Source organism: Metabacillus sp. KH_069, from assembly GCF_057838075.1.
The window spans coordinates 2,180,794-2,198,505 of the sequence record NZ_CM174460.1; the positions used below are offsets into that span (position 1 = coordinate 2,180,794).

The following is a 17,712-nucleotide window of genomic DNA, read 5'->3' on the forward strand; positions in this document are numbered from 1 at the left end:
TCCTCCTTGTGTTTGTTATTAAAAAACGATGTTTTTATTTTTGTTAAAAAAATAATAGCATGAAAATCTAAGCGTTTACAATCATTTTCAGAACATTTTACCAATTTAATTTAAAGGGCTGCTGCTTTCATTTCTTTTTTTACTTCCGCACAGCGTCCCGGACTTGGAAATAATTTACCTGCATTTAATAGATTATCAGGGTTAAAGACTTCCCGGACTTTTGTTTGAGCCAAAATCTCTTCATCTGTGAAGACAAACCGCATTTCTTCTCTCTTTTCAATGCCTACCCCATGTTCACCTGTAATCGTTCCGCCAACTTCGGCACAAACCTGCAGACATGCGCTGCCGACTTTTAAAGCTGCCTCAGTCTGACCCGGAATTCTTGAATCAAACAAGACAAGCGGATGCAGATTGCCGTCTCCTGCATGAAAGATATTGGCGATCCGGAGACCAGATTCTTTGCTGATCTGATTGATTTTTTCAAGAACTTCGGGCAGTCTGCTCCGAGGAATGACTCCATCCTGTACAAGATAATCAGGTGAAATTGCTCCCATCGCTCCAAAGCCTGTTTTTCTGTTTGCCCACCATCTTGCACGCTCTGCTTCACTTTCAGCAGCCTTTACCTCACGGACATTCCATTTGGTGCATACCTCAAGAATTTGAGTGATCTGTTCATCGATGCCGGCAGAAATGCCGTCTACTTCTATTAATAAGACAGCTTCAATGTCCTTTGGATGTCCTACGGGAAAAGCTGCCGCCTCAACGCCTTCAATTGCGGTTTTATCCATCATTTCAAGAGCTGCAGGGACAATGCCAGCTGAAATAATGTCTGAAACAGCGCCGCTGCCATCTGACACACTATCAAAGTAAGCAAGGACAGTCTGCTTAGATTCAGGGTTTTTTAAGATTCTTACGGTGATCTTTGTGACGATTCCAAGCGTTCCTTCTGATCCGGTGATTAATCCAAGCAGATCATAGCCCGGCGAATCTGGAATACCATTTTTTCCAATTTCAATAATCTCACCATTTGGCAGGACAACCTCCAGACCAAGGATATGGTTTGTTGTTACGCCATATTTGAGGCAATGGGCGCCGCCTGCATTTTCAGCAACGTTTCCCCCTATGGTACAGCAATATTGACTGGATGGATCCGGCGCATAGTAATACCCTTTATCTGCAATGGAGTTGGTTAATTTAAGATTGACGAATCCGGGTTCAACGACAGCCCGTCTATTTTCAAGATCTACACTGATCAGTTTTTTCATTTTTACCAGACTGATAATGACCTCGCCGTTAATAGGAATAGCGCCTCCGCTTAAGCCTGTTCCGGCACCTCTTGCCAGGAATGGCAGCTGGTTTTCTGAACAATATTTGACGAGTGCTGCGACTTCTTCTGTATTTTTCGGAAATACAACCGCTTTTGGCAAATGTTTGTGAATGGTAAAGCCGTCACAATCATAGGCAATTAAATCTTCTTTATGATAGAGAATGTTTGATGGACCGCCTGTCAGTTTTGCAAGACTATGAATATGTTTATCTTTCGTTTTAAGTCCTTTAACAGCCATTAAAGCTCCTCCTTTCTTTTCTCCTCCATTTGATAGGCCCAATCAAGGAGCTGTACCGTATGAACAACCTTCTGATTTCTGCCGTATTTTTGGACACCCATAGCCATTTGGAGCATACAGCCTGGATTCCCCATTGAGATCATCTCAACGTCATCCGGAACATTTTCCATTTTGCTTTCAAGTACAGCGCCTGCCATTTCAGGGTTGGTTATGTTGTATATGCCCGCACTTCCGCAGCATCTGTCAGCATTAGGCATATGGACCATTTCCACGCCTGGAATATCAAGTAAGATATCTCGCGGCTCCTGGCGCACACCCTGTCCATGTGCTAAGTGGCATGCATCATGATAGGTAATTCTTGTGTTCAATTCAGCTTTAGGTTTTTCATAGCCGGTGTCATGGAGGTATTTTGAAACATCAACTACTTTTTCGGCAAATTCTTCTGCTCTTTCATGCCATTCTGTATCTACTTCTCTGAACAATTCACCATACTCCTTCAGCATGCATCCGCATCCTGCTGCATTAACAATGACTTTATCCGAATCTTTAAAAGCCTCAATGTTCTGTTTTGCAAGCTTGCGGCCTGTATCTCTGTCACCTGCATGAACATGAAGGGCTCCGCAGCATGTCTGGTTTTGCGGAATGGTCACGTCATTTCCGTTCTTCGTTAATACATTTATTGTGGATTCATTAATATCACTGAACATAACGTCCATCACACAGCCTGTCAGGAAGGATACTCCAGTCTTTGCCGCGCCCTGTGCAGGTATGACCGTTTGATTTTTGTACTTTTTGCGCACGGGCTGCTTGATCTCAGGCATAATGGCTTCCATTTCTGCCAGGTGCTTTGGCATGACCTTCAGCATTCCGGTTTTTCTCACTGCTTTTTGCATTCCGCTTTTTTGATAAAATTTAAGCAGGCTTCCCACAGTATTCAATCGATTTTGATGAGGAAACAGACCTTTTAAGAAAAATTTGCTTACGGTTCCTTTTACTCCGGTTAAAGGCATTGCCTGGCGGATCTGGCCCCGGGCTTCTTCAATAAGACCGCCGACATCCACATCTGCAGGACATGCCGTCGTGCAGGCACGGCAATCTAGACACGCGAAAACCGGATCCATGAATTGTTCATTCACCTGAAGCTTTCCATCTGCGACTGATTTGATCAAATGCACCCGCCCCCGCGGTGAATGCTGCTCCTGGCCTGTTATCTCATAAGTTGGACAGGACTCCAGACACATGCCGCAGTGGACGCAATCTGCCCATTTGCTCTCATCCGGATGATCCTTCCATAAATAATTGCTGAGACTTGTTTCCTTGCATGCCGGGGATGCCTGCTTTAAGTCGCTTTCTCTTATGCTCACTTAGATCCCTCCCAGGTAACGTTTGTAGTTCAGGACTGATTTTGGATCGATTGCCGCTTTAATTCCTTGAATCAGAAAGAAATAAGATGGCTTTTCTCCCCATACTTCCGTTTTGTGCCTCAAGGCGTATGGCAGGTGCTTGATGATTGTATAACCGCCTAACTGAGCCGTGATTTGCTGAATACGCTCAATTGCATTCATTACGTCATTGCTGCTTCCCCTCAGAATAACTTGGCATAAGCCGTGTCCCAATCCTCCATGAGCTTCAATCGACACCGCCTTATGCATACCGGCACATTCCTTCACAATTTGGAAAACATCCAAGTTTTTTACGCCGATTTTCAAGACAGCTTCGGTAACTGAACCAGGCTTTGAGCTGACACCGCTTGGCGCAGTCTTGTAAAAAGCATCCCAAAATAATTCTGCTTCCGCCTGAGGCAGCAGTGCATACAGCGTACCCTCCGGGATGATGCTTTTAATAAACTCTTCCTGATAGCGGACTGAAGGTTCGAAATCCTCAAAACTGATTGCAAGCGTATACATTTCTCTGTTTGTTAACCGTTTAGATAAGGCCGGACTCAAAAGTTCTAACGTGATTGGCTCCATCATGGAATCCAGCAGATTTATAACGAACAAACTCATTTCTTCCTGAAGTTCAATTGGAAAAGTTAATAGAGTGAGACTTTCATATTTTGGAATTGGCCTGAGTTTCAACGTGATTTCTGTCACAACTCCAAGTGTGCCCATACATCCTATAAAAAGCTTATTCATATCATAGCCGGCAACGTTTTTAACTACTTTCCCCCCTGAGCGGATGACCTGTCCGTCAGGATAAACCATTCTGAGTCCAATAACTGAATCTCTTGATGATCCGTAACCAAGCCTTTTGGGACCGCTTTCATTTGAAGCGATGATTCCTCCTATTGTAGAATAATCTGGCCAGGCCGGATCAAGGGAAACTTTTTGCTGATGCTTTGCTAAATAATCCTGAAGCTCTTTAAATGTTGTTCCTGCTTTAACGGTTACAGTCATATCTCCGGGAGTATGCTCTGTTACTCCTTTGTAATGTGCCAAGGATAATTGGATATCTGCATATTCTGATAATCCTCCAAATCCGCGCTTTGTCCCGCCGCCGATGATGGAAACTTTTTTGTCATTTTGATCAGCAAATTTAAGAACTTGTGTGATTTCCTCTTCTGTAGTCGGGAACACAGTCATTTCGCCATTATTTCCGAGCAAGTGATTTATCTGACCCTCCGTTTTAACTTTATCTTCAGGGAAAAGTGAGATTAATTCTGTCAGGATCAAAACTCCACCTCCAATTGTTTTGTAATACCAAACACCGTTTTGTTTTATTTTCAAAAAAATTCAGTTATTCTGCTGAAGACTCTTGTGAAGAATGGATTCTACAAACGTTAAATGCTGCAGCATGTATTCGTTTGATTGATTAGGTCTACCGGAAGAAATGCTTTCGAAGATGCGCTCATGATGTTCTGCAATGGTTTTTACCGCTTCATAATCACTTTTGATAAACTGGTGAAAATCAATCATTGCATGTTTAATTGTGGTGGATATAACTTGTACAAACTGAATCAGCAGTGCATTGCCGGTTGCTTTGGCAATCGATAAATGAAACTGATAATCATCTTCCCAGGGGGCATCAGTATGGGTTGATAAGATCATTTTCATTCGCTTAAGATCGTTTTCGGAGCGATTGCATGCAGCCATTTCAGCCATGCCGGTTTCGACGATTTTTCTAACTTGAAAAAGTTCGGTAATATCATTTGCATTAGGAAGCATGGCGGCTTTGCTGAAAATCTTCGCGGAGTCAAACTTGCTCACATACGTGCCCTCTCCCTGTTTCACGATTACAAGACCTTTTCCTTTTAAAACAGTGATGGCATCACGTACAGCAGATCGCCCTACTCCAAATTTCTCGCATAGCTCTCTTACCGATGGAAGCTTTTCGCCAGCACGAATGGAGCCGTCCAAAATCATGTTCTCAATCTGCTCGCTGACCGTATCTGAAACTTTCTTCGTTGAAATTTTTTCAATTAGCACCTATTCACAGCCTTTCTTTTCAGACATCACATATCTGACAAGTAATCTGTTATAGTTTCATTTAAACATGATGAACTTCATTTTTCAAATCATTTTCACAATTTATTAAATAATTCTGAAAACAAAATAAAAATAGCGGCTGTCAGACCGCTAAATATTTGTTTCTATTTAAATGGTTCCAGCACAATTTTCCCGATCGTTTTTCCGCCTTCTAATGTTTGATGGGCTTTCTTAATATTCTCGGCATTGATCGGTGATAGGGTTTGATTTAAGGTTGTTTTTAAAACACCTTCATCTATTAGTTCACTGATTTTGTTCAGCAGTATCTGCTGTTCTTGCATGTCGTCTGTTTGATACATGGCTCTTGTGAACATAAATTCCCAGACGAATGTGACACTCTTGCTTTTTAACACATTCAAATCAAGAGGTTCCTTGTTTTCAACGATTGAACAAATTTTGCCCTGAGGCTTAATCACTTCGCTCATGCCATTCCAGTGCTGATCTGTGTTATTCAGACAAAAGATATAGTCCACTTCTGTGATTTGCCGTTTTTCAAGCTCTTCTTTCAAAGATTTATGATGGTTTATGATATGATCGGCGCCATACTTCTCTGACCATGCTATCGTTTCAGGTCGTGATGCTGTTGCAATCACGTTCAAACCTGCCCATTTAGCAAGCTGTATCGCAATAGATCCCACTCCTCCTGCTCCGCCGATGATCAAAATCTGATTCCTTTTGTTTCGCTCTTTGTCAGCAGGATCAATCTTTAATCGATCGAACAGCCCTTCATATGCTGTAATCGCCGTCAGCGGAAGAGCAGCTGCTTCTGCATGAGATATGGTTTTAGGCTTTTTCCCAACAATTCTTTCATCTACCAGATGATATTCGCTGTAAGTGCCTTGCCTCGTGATGCTGCCGGCATAAAACACTTCATCGCCTGGTCTAAAATCTGTACAATTCTCACCGGTTTCCACCACTGTGCCGCTTGCATCCCAGCCGAGAATTTTTGGCTCTTCCTCTATTTTCTCTTTAGGTGCACGTACTTTTGTATCAACAGGATTAATGGAAATGGCTTTAACTTGGACCAGCAGATCTTTTCCTGCAGCCGCTGGTTTTTCCATTTCAATGTCGAGCAAGCTTTCTTCATCTTCGATTGGCAAGTATTTATGCAGTCCGATTGCTTTCATCAATGATTCCTCCCCATCTAATTCTATTATTTAGTATGGGGAGAATAATCGAATAAATCAATTAAATCAACTTGGTTAAAATAACAAAAACGCCTAAAATCATAGGCGTTTTTGCAAACTGATTTACTCAAACAAATACCGGAACCTTAATATCAACTTCTTTACCCAGCGCAGAGGAACGAAGTACCCCATCAATAATCGCCTGATTAAGTAAGATTTGCTCTGCCGGAATTGGAGCTGGCCGATTTTCTTTTATGGCTGCCACAAAATCTCTTACTTTTTCATGAAAAATATCAATTTTATGATCAATGACGGGAATCTGAGTTTCTGAATGCTGTCCGACAATATCGTGAAAGAGTGAAATGCTTCCAATGCCGCCGTCCCAGACCCCGCTCCAAGGTCCGTGTCCTGCAGGTGTCAGCTTTAGTCCTGCGTCTGTACCGAGAAAAATGGTAGGTCCTAAGGAATCCATGTGCATCGCCCATGAAATTTTAAAATTAAGCACCTTTCCTCCTTCTAATCGAACCATCGCCACTCCAAAGTCTTCTACTTCAAACCTGGCCGCTTCATGATGATACAGAGGATTCTTGCCAAAATGACTGGATGTATAGGCTGAAACGGTTAAAGGCTTAGGATAATTCAGTGCATTTAAAGCCAAGTCCAGGGAATAACAGCCAATATCCGCCATTGCACCAGCTCCTGCCAGCTCCTTATTTATGAAAGTCCCCCCTGGCATCCCCCTTCTTCTGCCTCCGCCGGTTTGAATATAATAGACATCTCCAAGCTGTCCGGATTGAACAATTTCTTTAATTGTTTTCATATTTGGATCATATCTTGGCTGAAATCCGACCGTCAGCATTTTTCCTGTGCGGCGTGATGTCTCAACCATTTCAACCGCTTGTTCTAGAGTAACTGCCAGCGGTTTTTCAACTAGTACATGTTTATCTGCAAGCAATGAATCAATACTGGTTCTGTGGTGAGTGACATTTGGCGTACAGACACTTACACCATCTAAATCAAGTTCAAGCAATTCCAGATGACTGTCGAATGCCTGGGCATCGTGGATTCCCAGCTGTTCGATAAATTCCTTTGCTTTTCCGGGAATGACGTCTGCGACCGCAGCAATCGTGACATCCTTCATTTGCAGATAGGCTTTAGCATGTACTGCAGCAATTCCTCCGCTTCCAATAATTCCAATTTTAATGTTTGACATCCGCCATTCCTCCTGATTTCTTATTATGAAAAACCGACTGAAGAAAATCTTTAGCACGCTTAATGCCTTCTTGTTCAGAAGAAAGTGCGCCCCAATAATGATGATCCTCAAGTTCAATGCTGATTGGACCTTTATACCCGAGCGCATCTAATCTGACTGCAACCTTTTTCCAGTCAACCTCCCCATGACCCGGAATTGTATAGCGCCATGCTCCTTCGGAAAAGTCATACTTAGAATCGAATACGCCAGGCAAATGGCCTAAATCATATTGTTCCTCTTTAAGCAGCGCTGTATCTTTTCCATGACAGTAAAGAATTTTTTCACCAAACTCATCAAGAAACCGAAGATAATCAATGCCAAGTCTCACTAAATGAGAGGGATCATAATTGACACCGAAATGCTTGGACGGTACCTCACCAAACATATATCTGAGCACCTCTGGAGTCGTTCCAAGAGTTGGATACGCAGGTGCAGGACCAGGCCATCCTTCAAGTGCCAGAAAAAGATTGTTTTTCTCGGCAAGCCCGACCACCTCAGGAAATGTTTCTTTCCATATTTCTAAGCTTCTTTTTTTAGGAATCAGGCTGTTTTCCGGCACAAGACACATGAAAATCACCTTGCCTCCCAATGCTGAAACATGTTCAAACTGTTCCTTTAAAGATAGAACTGCATTCCAGCGTTTCCCCTCATCCTCACTTAAAAGATCCGTGTTCCCAACACATCCTTTTCCATCAATTGAACCAATGTCGATTTGATAGCTTTCTAATATCTGTTTAACTGACTCGTCAAGATTGGGAAGGTCAAGTACCTTAATCCCATTTTCATTCGCCCATTTCGCTGTGTATTCAATTCCTTCTTTTCCGAAATACGGTGGTATCCTCATGCCGATTTTATTGTTCATATTTTTCCCTCACAGTCTCTTAGATTGGCAGGCAATTTGTGATTTTTCACTGGCACCTTCATAAATGGCTTTTGTAAAATGCAAAACCTGAACAGCAAATTCGCCGGGAACTTGAACCTCTTCATTTCCAGTAATGGCCCTGATGAAGCTTTTATCAGTGTTTGTTTTCGCAGCGTCAATGCTTTGTATTTCCGGGGCTTCCCCGTTTCTGACTAGTGAAACCTGTCCATTCTCGCAGAAGATGGCTCCTTTATCGCCCAAAAATGAATATGTTTCATGCCAGCATGGTGACATTCCAGCGATCGTGATCGTTCCCATCACGTTTTGTGTGTACTTGACTGTTGTAAATGAATCAATATCTACTTCTGTTCCGCGCTGATGAATAAATGATTTTGTTTCAACCGGTGTAAGCCCAGTAATCCAAAGAATAGAATCTAAAATATGACTGCCTGAATCAAACAGCATTCCGCCGCCTGACAAGGCTGGGTTCTGTCTCCATGTACCGGCTGACAAGTAGATCCAATCCTGATAAAGAGATGCATTTACACTAGTAAGTGTGCCGATTTGATTTTCTTCGATCAGCTTTTTTATATGAAGAAATTCAGGCTGATAATGACGCTGGTACGAGATTTGCAGAACGCACTTTCTCTCTTTTGATAGTTCAATTAATTCTTCCGCTTCATCGACAGAACATACCATTGGTTTCTCAAGCAATACATGACAGCCTTTTAAAAGAGCAGCTTTGGCATGCTTGTAATGAAGCGTATGCGGAGAGCAAATAATTACGCCTTCTACCTCTGACCTGCTCAGCATTTCTTCAAAATCATCAAATTCCAAAGCTTCAAGTTCATGTGTTTGCAGGAAACTGCGTCTGCTTTCAGGATTCGGGTCGGCAATTGCCGTGATAAGGACATTCTCTAATTCTTTTAAATGTGAGGCATGATAATGGGCAATTCCTCCGGAGCCTATAAAACCAATTCTGATCTTTTCCACGCGGATTCATCTCCTGTCATCCTTTTATACCGCTGAACGTAATGCCTTTAATAAATGTTTTTTGCAGGAAAAAGAATAAGATAATGATAGGAAGCGTCATCAATGTTGAGACCGCCATCATCAATCCCCATTCCGTTCCTCTTTGGCTCTGGAATTGCTGCAGGCCTAAGGAAAGAGTGTAGGATGTTTCGTCAGTCAGATAAAGCAGAGGTCCTAAAAAGTCGGTCCAGCTTCCCATAAATTGAAACAGACCTACTGCAAGCACTGCCGGTTTTGCAAGCGGAAGCATAATTTGCCAGTAAATGCGGAATTCTCCTGCTCCATCAATTCTCGCTGCATCCATTAACGTATCAGGCAATCCCAGAAAGAATTGCCGCAGTAAAAAGATGTAGAAAGGAACTCCGAAAAAAACAGGTACAATCAGCGGCAGAGGGCTGCCAACCCAGCCAAGTTTTTCAAACAGAATGAACAGGGGAATCATTGTAACTTGTCCCGGGATCATCATGACGGCAATGGTCACTATGAATAAAGCATTGCTGCCTTTAAATTTTAATTTCGCAAAACCGTAAGCTACTAAAGGGCACGTGATAACTGCACCAATTGTGCTGAACACGGTTATCACAACTGTATTTTTCAAATAACTGAAAAAAGGAATATATTCTACAGCCTCCTGATAATTGCTCCATTTAAAAGGGGTTGGAATCCATTCAGGAGGAAACGAAAAAATTTGCGTTTGATCTTTTAGCGAAGTAGACAGCATCCAGAAAAACGGAACTAAAAAGAGAATCGAAATCAGAATCAGAAATGCATGGGCAAAAATACGGTTTGAAGTTTTTGTTTTCATCGTATCCCTCCTTATTTTCCTTGATAGTGAACCCACCTTTTAGATGTTGAAAAGATAACGGCTGTTAAGATCATAATGATGGCAAAAAGGATCCAAGCCATTGCTGAAGCATAGCCCATTTTGAAGAATTTGAATCCATTGTCATATAAATACATCACATAAAACGTTAAGGAATTTGCCGGAGTACCCTGTCCGCCTGTAAGCGCGTACGGCAAGGCAAACTGCTGAAATGCGCCAATGACACCCATTACGAGGTTAAAAAAGATAACAGGTGTTAACAATGGCAAGGTAATATGTATCGTTTTCTGCAGCCAATTTGCCCCGTCCACTTCAGCAGCATCATAGTAATCTTCAGATATATCCGTAAGACCTGCCAAATAGATAACAACTGCCTGTCCGATGCCCCAAAGCGACATCATCACGATAGATGGCTTAGACCATGTTTCACTGCCTAACCATGCGGGACCTTGAATTTCCAGAAGATCCAGCATTCCATTGACTAACCCAAACTGCGGGTTTAAGAGCCACATCCAAAGTACGGCAAGCGCAACCTGAGGCACGAGTGTCGGCAAGAAGAAAATCGTACGGTAAACTGTCATCCCTTTTACCTTTAAGTTCAAAATCATCGCCAGACATACACCAAATATGATGCTGAGCGGAACATAAAAGACTGCGAAATAGATGGTATTTGAAACAGACTTCCAAAAAAGATCATCACTCATCAGCTCTTTATAATTCTGCATTCCCACAAACTCTCCGGGCTGAAGAATGCTGTATGTTGTGAAGCTGAAATAGATGGATGAAATTAATGGAAAGGCATAAAAAATAATAAGTCCTATAATCCAAGGTGTTACAAATAACAAACCGTATAAGGAAGTTTTGTTTCTCCAAACTTTCTTTTTTGTGACAGGAACCTCTTTTATTGTGGCTGAGTTCTTTATAACTGGCTGCTGCATGAAAACATACCTCCTTCAGTTTTGTTTCAGGGATTCCCCAATTGGAGAATCCCCTTGCAGCCCTACTTTAAAGCTTTCTCTACTTTTTCATTCACTTTTTTCAGAAGTTCCTCAGGAGTTCCGTTGCCTCTAGTAGCATTTTCAACAGCACTTGCAAGTTCATTCCAATATAAGCTTCCCTGTGTCATAACAGGTCTGTGATTGCTCGAAGGCAAGATCTCAACAAATTCTTTAAGGATCGGATCATCCTTGTACCCTAATTCCTCATTTACAGAATCAATAATTGAAAAATCTTTAGCAATTCCGCTGAAGATTTTTTGTCCTTCTTCTCCGCTGAAGAACTTAAGGAATTCCCAGGCAGCTTCTTTTTCTTTCGCACCTTTAGGAATGACAACGGACCAGCCGCCAGACCAGGTTGAGTAATTATCTCCAGTAGGAGTCGGAATAGGGAAAACCCCATACTCTAAATCCGGCTTGAATTTATTGATGGCAGACACAGTCCAAGGACCGCTTACTTTCATGCTGATTTGTTCTGTTAAGAATGGATCCATTGCACCAGTGCCTTGAGAATTTGTGAAAGCTGTAATGTCCTCGATATTGTATTTTTTAGCGTAATCTGCGATCCACTTCAATGCTTCAACATTTTTAGGATCATCAGCCGTTACTTCCTGTGTGTCAGGATTATAAAAATCTCCTCCGAATGCCCAGCCCCAGCCGTAGAACCAGCCTTGGTCAAGCCATGGAATAAAGCCGATCTGAGAGAATCTTTTTCCTTTTTTGATCGTTAATTTTTCTGCTGCTTCTTCAAGTTCTGCAATGGTCTTAGGAGGGTTTTCTGGATCGAGTCCAGCTTTTTCGAAATGTTTTTTGTTGTAGTAAACTAAGCGGGAATCTGTCGTTGTGGGTAATCCGTAAAGTTTATCTTCGAAGGTTGCTTCTTCCCATGCGAATGGGTAGAAATTTTCTTTGGAAATCTTATCTTTCTTGGCGAGATCACTTAAATCTTCCAGCGATCCTTGTGCGGCCCAGGATGCAATCTCGAATCTGTCGAAGTAGGCGACATCTGGAGGGTTTCCGCCGGCAATGGATGAAAGCAGTTTTTCGTTTGAGCCTTCACCTTGGTTTGCAATATATACCGATTTCACTTTAATATCAGGATTTTCTTTTTCAAAAGCTTTTACAACTTCTTTAACCGCATCACCAGTAATATCTGTCATTGGATGCCAAAATGTTATCGTCGTCTTGCCATCAGCACTTTCCTTGGTTGATGCTGAATCAGAACTGCAGCCGGACAAAAGGAGTAAGAATGAAACAGCTACTAAAAAAATACTTTTCAAATGCCTCACGAAAAATCCCCCTCTATTCTTTTAATGGAAAAACGGTTGTTATTACAAATCCTCCTTCCTCTCGTTAAATAAAGCGCTTTCAAATAATATAATGATATGTCATGTTGTTATGTTTTATAGTTCCTATATTAATAGCTTTTGAAATTATAAGTCAATATATTTTTCAGAATATTTAAAAATAAAATAAAAAAGGCCTGATTATTCAGACCTATTTCATAGAAAAAGCTTTAGTTGTTTTACCTTCAACGATCGTGTGCGGAATATATATCTGCTGAACGGCAAAATCTGAATCCAGCATTTTTTCTTTAAGAAGATTCACCGCTTCTATAGCGATACTCTGTTCATCCTGTTTAATATGAGTAAACTGAGTTCTGGAATTTCCAGGAGAATCAAAACAAACGACTGACACTTCATCTGGAATTCGCCTTCCAATCCTTGATAAACCTGCAGCTACTTGTTCTCCGATGGAATGTTCACAGGCTACTATGGCTGTTATCCTGCGATGTTTGTCCAGGAAATTGTCTAATTTCATGGTGTCCTCTTTAAAAACGTAAGAATCCGTCATTTCGTGTAATGGCATGCTGTTTTTAATTTCAGCCAAGATATAGTCCCTATTCAGCTTCACGCCTTGTTCAGAATGGGCAATATGAAAACCCATCACTCTTTCTTCAATAGCTGTCGTTCCCTCTGAAGGCGGAGAAATGAACCCGATTTCTCTGTGTCCCATTTCAAATAAATGATTCGTTAACTCTGCCGCTGCTTTTCGGTGATCCGTACATACAAACGAGGCAGGTATCCCTTTGATGAATCGGTCAATCAAAACGACGGGGAAATTTTTTGAAACCAGTTCAAGAAGTTTATTATTTACATGCTCTCCGTGAACAGGAAAGACAATTAAACCTTCTGCGCCCATATCAAGAAAGTCATTCACGGCCTGTTCTTCAATTTCTTTCTTTCCGTAGCTGAGTTTCAAGAGAATCGTAAACCCAAGTTCGCTGCACCTCTTTTCAATTCCCTTTACAAGTCCCATCCCATAGCTTTCATCAAAACTCGGCAGAATAAATCCGATTAAATGACGTTTTAATCGCTCCGGCTTAGCTGCAAGAGTAGTTCCATTAGCCGCATCTGAATGAATAACAAATGAACCCTTCCCCTGAATTCTTTCAATATAGTTTTCTTCAGAGAGAAGATCTAGTGCTTTTTTGGTGGTTATGCGGCTTACTTCGAATTGATCTGCAAGCTCTTTTTCAGAAGGAACCTTATCGCCAAGTTTTAATTTTCCGCTTTGAATTTGGTTTAATAGTAAATTATATACTTTCAGGTAAAGAGGATTAAAAGTTGTCATAGCGTCACCTTTCAACGGTTGATATATTCAATATAACAACTATTTCTTCACTAGAAAAGCATTTTGTAAGAAAACTAGGAATATTCATACTTTATTTATATAGATTTATAGTATCTATCTAATAGAAAAACTGAAAAACCTCAACAATACATAATAAAAAGCAGGATTCCTCCCGCTTTAACTCAATTGTTCAATTTTTTTTGCAATGGAAATCCATTTCTTTTCTTTAGACGAACGTTCGATTGCTTCAAGAATGAGCTGATTCTGCAAGCCATCATGGAAATTCGGCTGTTTATGTTCATTATTTGTAATCGCTTTCATCAATTCGGATATTAAGTTCACAAATGTATGTTCATACCCGATAATATGTCCTGCTGGCCAGTATGCATGGGCATAGGGATGCTCTTCTTCTGTACAGTTAATGACCCGAAAACCCTGAAGACCTTTGTCATCCTCTGTTAAGTACACGTGCAAATTGTTCATGTTTTCAAGATCCCATTTGATGGAACCAAACTCAGCATTGATTTCAAAACTATTGCGATTTCTATTTCCTGCTGCAAAACGAGTTGCTTCAAAAACACCCATTGCCCCATTTTCAAATTTTGCAATGAATGAAGCAGCATCGTCGACATCAACCTGCCCTTTTTTCCCGGCTTCTCCTTCTATCGGCCGCTCTTTAATAAATGTCTCCATGGCTCCAACTACCTCTGATATTTCACCAACCAGAAATCTCGTAAGATCAATGATATGTGCCCCTATATCTCCCAAAGCTCCAGAACCGGTAACTTCTTTTTTCAATCTCCATGCAATCGGGAAATCAGGATCCATAATCCAGTCCTGAAGATATGTTGCCCGGACATGATAGATCCGGCCCAGCCTTCCTTGCTGAATCAGCTTTTTCGCATATTGAACGGCAGGAGCGAAGCGGTAATTATGCGAGATCATATGAATAACTTTATTTCTGGTCACTGCCTCAAGCATCCTTTCCGCCTGCTCCACATCTAATGCTAAGGGCTTTTCACATATCACATGTTTTCCGGCTTCTGCTGCAGCAATCGCGATTTCTGCATGAGAATTGTTTGGAGTGACAATATCGATTAAGTCAATATCATCTCTTTCTATTAATTTTCGCCAATCTGTTTCATAGGTTTCAAAGCCGAGTTCTTCAGCTGCCTGCTTAACACCTTTTTCACTACGGCCGGCAATTGCTTTGAGTACCGGCGTTGCTGAGCCTGGAAAGAAAAATGGAACATTCCGATAAGCCAGACTGTGTGCTTTTCCCATAAACTTATATCCTACCATTCCAACTCGTATTTCTTTCATAACAGATCACCAGCTTTCATATATTGGTTGTTATAAAAATTGCGGTCATTATAATCACTAATTAGTCTTAAAATAGAAATATCCTCTTTTTCTCCGTTATAATTTTTTTATTTGAATCTAATATACTAGATTTCATAAAGAAAAGCCTTGCTTAAAAGCAAGGCTTTTCCATTATTTATCGGCCAGAATATTTTCTATTCTATCAAGCTCAGCTTTATTGAATTCAAGATGGTTCAATGCAGCAACGTTCTCTTCAATCTGGCTTACTCTGCTTGCGCCAATAAGTGCAGATGTCACGCGTCCTTCTCGCAAAACCCATGCCAATGCCATTTGGGCAAGGTTTTGACCGCGGTTTGCTGCAATTTCATTAAGCTGCTTGATTTTATGTACCATTTCTTCTGTCACACGGTCTTCACTGAGGGCTCCGGTTGATTTCGCCGCTCGTGAATCAGCAGGAACCCCAGATAGGTATTTGCTTGTGAGCAAGCCCTGTTCCAGAGGACAAAAAGCGATTGAGCCAACACGATTTTCCTGAAGGACTTCCTGCAGACCGTTTTCAATCCAGCGGTTGAGCATCGAATAACTTGGCTGATGAATAAGAAGCGGTGTGCCGAGACGGTTTAATATTTTTACAGCTTCTTCCGTTTGTTCAGCCGTATAGCTTGAAATACCAACGTATAAAGCTTTTCCCTGACGGACGATTTGATCTAATGCTCCCATTGTTTCTTCAAGTGGTGTATTAGGATCGGGACGGTGGGAGTAAAAAATATCTACATAGTCCAGCCCCATGCGTTTTAAGCTTTGATCCAAGCTTGCAATCAAATATTTTTTAGAGCCCCATTCGCCATAAGGGCCGTCCCACATGTGATAGCCTGCTTTTGAAGAAATGATTAATTCATCCCGGTATGGAGCAAAATCTGTTTTCAGCACTTGTCCAAACATTTCTTCGGCAGATCCCGGAGGCGGGCCGTAGTTGTTTGCCAGATCAAAATGAGTAATCCCCAGATCAAAAGCGCGGCGAAGCATGGCGCGGCCGTTTTCAAACGAATCGACTCCTCCGAAATTGTGCCATAGCCCAAGTGAAATGGCCGGCAGCAGCAAACCTGAATTTCCGCAGCGGTTGTACTTCATAGATTGATATCGTTCTGAACTTGCTTTGTATGTCATTTAGATTCCTCCCTTTATCACTTTCTTTTGTATAGTAGTTGAAGAAAGCGATTTCGTAAATGAATCTGTCTTATTTTTTAAATAATTAGTCTTTTTGAACTATTAAAAAGAAAGAACCCTCATAAGAGAGTTCTCAGCAAATAGAGTCTGTAGATTTAGGGTTTTTCAGACCGAACAGCGGACGGATAAACAGGGCAAGGAATGTACCAAGCATGGCCATGATCATCCATACCCAGCCATGAAGACTGAATGATGCTATTCCGCCAAAATAAGCACCGATGTTGCATCCAAATGCCAATCGGGCGCCATATCCCATCAGGAGTCCTCCGATGATAGAGGCTCCTGCTACACCTGGTTTGATCTTTCCCGGTTTGAAAGTTCCTTGTGCTGCCGCTGAAATAAAGGCACCAAGGATAATCCCAAAGTTCATGACACTGGTTGAATCAGCGAGCACTGTTTTTGTAAGTGCAGCTCCGTTAGCTCCAGCAAAATAGCCCCAGCTTGAAACATCAACGCCTGCAGCCATTAATGCCTTCCCGCCCCAAAGAGCAAACGCAGACGTGATTCCCCATGGATTTCCTCTAATTGAGAGGGTTAATGCATTTAACAGGGCTAAAATGATGGCTGCAGCAAATAATGGCCATGATCCGCGAATGACTTTTTTCCAGCCATTTGTTGTTGGCAGAGGCTTCATCATCGGCGGATTTTTCTTTTTGGCAATTTGAACGGTAATCCAATAAATGAGGGCAAAAGCGGCCAGCTGAACAAGCAGTGCCCCGAAATAACCGAGTCCTGTTGAAGTTGCCAGTGAAATCGGCGGCAATGCTGGCATATCTTCCATCCAGAATGTAAAATGATACGCTCCAATTACAGAGCCTGCGATAAATGAAATCAAGGTCAAAATCATGGATGACGAGCCGCCTCCAACAGAGTAAAGTGTACCAGATGCACACCCGTTTCCAAGCTGCATCCCAATTCCGAAAATAAAAGAACCGAAAATGACGCTCACTCCAACTGGAGATACATACCCTGCAGGTGCTGTACCTGTAAAGCTGAAGCCTGTGCTTAAAATAATGGCAAATAACACAGAAGCGATGGCAAGCATCAGCATATGAGCCTGAAGTCCCTGAACGTTGCCAACAGACATGAGACGGCGGAAAGCAGATGTAAAGCCAAATCTGGCATGAAGCAATGTGACTCCAAGCAGGATGCCGATTATATATAAGACTCCCTGAGTTGCATTCGCTGCAGTTAAAATCGCAATGAGCAGAATAACCGCTGCAAGAACCCCTGCTGCAACGAGCGGCTTTTGCACTGGATTTAACTCTGACACAACTGTTGTTCTTTGTTTAAATGATGGAGATCTATTTATAGTTGTTTCTGCCATTCTGATAAACTCCTTTTCCTATAAATTTAGTCGGAATATATTTATCTATTAACCATACAT

General features: G+C 41.7%; 15 protein-coding genes. All 15 read right to left on the reverse strand.

Translation table 11 applies throughout. The features are described 5' to 3' along the window. Positions 1-110: 110 nt before the first annotated feature. The 15 genes from AC3ISE_RS10830 to AC3ISE_RS10900 all read right to left on the reverse strand — a co-directional run bounded on the left by AC3ISE_RS10830 (position 111) and on the right by AC3ISE_RS10900 (position 17,652). Entirely contained in the window at positions 111-1,565 is a 1,455-nt protein-coding gene (locus AC3ISE_RS10830) for an FAD-binding oxidoreductase (RefSeq protein ID WP_489224189.1), read from the reverse strand. Further along, the gene (locus tag AC3ISE_RS10835; RefSeq protein WP_489224190.1) at positions 1,565-2,929 is read right to left on the reverse strand and encodes a (Fe-S)-binding protein; all 1,365 of its coding nucleotides are present in this window, start codon (positions 2,927-2,929) and stop codon (positions 1,565-1,567) included. Before AC3ISE_RS10835 ends, AC3ISE_RS10830 begins: the two co-directional genes overlap by 1 nt. Then, the gene (locus AC3ISE_RS10840) at positions 2,930-4,237 is read right to left on the reverse strand and encodes an FAD-binding oxidoreductase (protein WP_489224191.1); all 1,308 of its coding nucleotides are present in this window, start codon (positions 4,235-4,237) and stop codon (positions 2,930-2,932) included. 60 nt (positions 4,238-4,297) lie between these two features. Then, positions 4,298-4,990 carry a FadR/GntR family transcriptional regulator gene (locus AC3ISE_RS10845; RefSeq protein WP_489224192.1) on the reverse strand — a complete coding sequence of 231 codons (693 nt, stop codon included), beginning with the start codon at positions 4,988-4,990 and terminating at the stop codon, positions 4,298-4,300. Positions 4,991-5,154: 164 nt separating this feature from the next. Continuing rightward, positions 5,155-6,177, reverse strand: coding sequence for a zinc-binding alcohol dehydrogenase family protein (locus tag AC3ISE_RS10850; RefSeq protein ID WP_489224193.1), 1,023 nt, complete (start codon positions 6,175-6,177; stop codon positions 5,155-5,157). 127 nt (positions 6,178-6,304) lie between these two features. After that, the gene (locus tag AC3ISE_RS10855) at positions 6,305-7,390 is read right to left on the reverse strand and encodes a Gfo/Idh/MocA family protein (protein ID WP_489224194.1); all 1,086 of its coding nucleotides are present in this window, start codon (positions 7,388-7,390) and stop codon (positions 6,305-6,307) included. Further along, a complete protein-coding gene (locus AC3ISE_RS10860) occupies positions 7,377-8,291 on the reverse strand; it encodes a sugar phosphate isomerase/epimerase family protein (RefSeq protein WP_489224195.1) in 915 nt (304 codons plus the stop codon). The genes AC3ISE_RS10855 and AC3ISE_RS10860 overlap by 14 nt, the downstream gene beginning before the upstream one ends. 9 nt (positions 8,292-8,300) lie before the next feature. Beyond that, positions 8,301-9,284, reverse strand: a complete 984-nt coding sequence (locus tag AC3ISE_RS10865; RefSeq protein WP_489224196.1) for a Gfo/Idh/MocA family protein — start codon at positions 9,282-9,284, stop codon at positions 8,301-8,303. A gap of 16 nt (positions 9,285-9,300) precedes the next feature. Then, positions 9,301-10,128, reverse strand: coding sequence for a carbohydrate ABC transporter permease (locus tag AC3ISE_RS10870; protein ID WP_070877461.1), 828 nt, complete (start codon positions 10,126-10,128; stop codon positions 9,301-9,303). An 11-nt stretch (positions 10,129-10,139) separates the two neighbouring features. Next, positions 10,140-11,084 carry a carbohydrate ABC transporter permease gene (locus AC3ISE_RS10875; RefSeq protein WP_489224197.1) on the reverse strand — a complete coding sequence of 315 codons (945 nt, stop codon included), beginning with the start codon at positions 11,082-11,084 and terminating at the stop codon, positions 10,140-10,142. A 62-nt stretch (positions 11,085-11,146) separates the two neighbouring features. Then, positions 11,147-12,430 carry an ABC transporter substrate-binding protein gene (locus AC3ISE_RS10880; protein WP_489224198.1) on the reverse strand — a complete coding sequence of 428 codons (1,284 nt, stop codon included), beginning with the start codon at positions 12,428-12,430 and terminating at the stop codon, positions 11,147-11,149. A 208-nt stretch (positions 12,431-12,638) separates the two neighbouring features. Then, positions 12,639-13,775, reverse strand: coding sequence for a GntR family transcriptional regulator (locus AC3ISE_RS10885; protein WP_489224199.1), 1,137 nt, complete (start codon positions 13,773-13,775; stop codon positions 12,639-12,641). Positions 13,776-13,952: 177 nt separating this feature from the next. Continuing rightward, on the reverse strand, positions 13,953-15,098 hold the full coding sequence (locus AC3ISE_RS10890; RefSeq protein WP_489224200.1) for a Gfo/Idh/MocA family protein: 1,146 nt from the start codon (positions 15,096-15,098) through the stop codon (positions 13,953-13,955). A 171-nt stretch (positions 15,099-15,269) separates the two neighbouring features. Next, positions 15,270-16,265 (reverse strand): L-glyceraldehyde 3-phosphate reductase, encoded by a 996-nt coding sequence (gene mgrA, locus AC3ISE_RS10895; RefSeq protein ID WP_489224201.1) that lies wholly within the window; start codon positions 16,263-16,265, stop codon positions 15,270-15,272. A gap of 133 nt (positions 16,266-16,398) precedes the next feature. Then, positions 16,399-17,652, reverse strand: coding sequence for a YeeE/YedE family protein (locus AC3ISE_RS10900; protein WP_489224202.1), 1,254 nt, complete (start codon positions 17,650-17,652; stop codon positions 16,399-16,401). Positions 17,653-17,712 lie beyond the last annotated feature (60 nt).

Bases quoted from the DNA above. Each gene is read 5' to 3' on its own strand.
- AC3ISE_RS10830 (WP_489224189.1), bottom strand. From the start codon at position 1,565: ATGGCTGTTAAAGGACTTAAAACGAAAGATAAACATATTCATAGTCTT.
- AC3ISE_RS10850 (WP_489224193.1), bottom strand. From the start codon at position 6,177: ATGAAAGCAATCGGACTGCATAAATACTTGCCAATCGAAGATGAAGAA.
- AC3ISE_RS10855 (WP_489224194.1), bottom strand. From the start codon at position 7,390: ATGTCAAACATTAAAATTGGAATTATTGGAAGCGGAGGAATTGCTGCA.
- AC3ISE_RS10860 (WP_489224195.1), bottom strand. From the start codon at position 8,291: ATGAACAATAAAATCGGCATGAGGATACCACCGTATTTCGGAAAAGAA.
- AC3ISE_RS10870 (WP_070877461.1), bottom strand. From the start codon at position 10,128: ATGAAAACAAAAACTTCAAACCGTATTTTTGCCCATGCATTTCTGATT.
- AC3ISE_RS10875 (WP_489224197.1), bottom strand. From the start codon at position 11,084: ATGCAGCAGCCAGTTATAAAGAACTCAGCCACAATAAAAGAGGTTCCT.
- AC3ISE_RS10885 (WP_489224199.1), bottom strand. From the start codon at position 13,775: ATGACAACTTTTAATCCTCTTTACCTGAAAGTATATAATTTACTATTA.
- AC3ISE_RS10890 (WP_489224200.1), bottom strand. From the start codon at position 15,098: ATGAAAGAAATACGAGTTGGAATGGTAGGATATAAGTTTATGGGAAAA.
- mgrA (WP_489224201.1), bottom strand. From the start codon at position 16,265: ATGACATACAAAGCAAGTTCAGAACGATATCAATCTATGAAGTACAAC.
- AC3ISE_RS10900 (WP_489224202.1), bottom strand. From the start codon at position 17,652: ATGGCAGAAACAACTATAAATAGATCTCCATCATTTAAACAAAGAACA.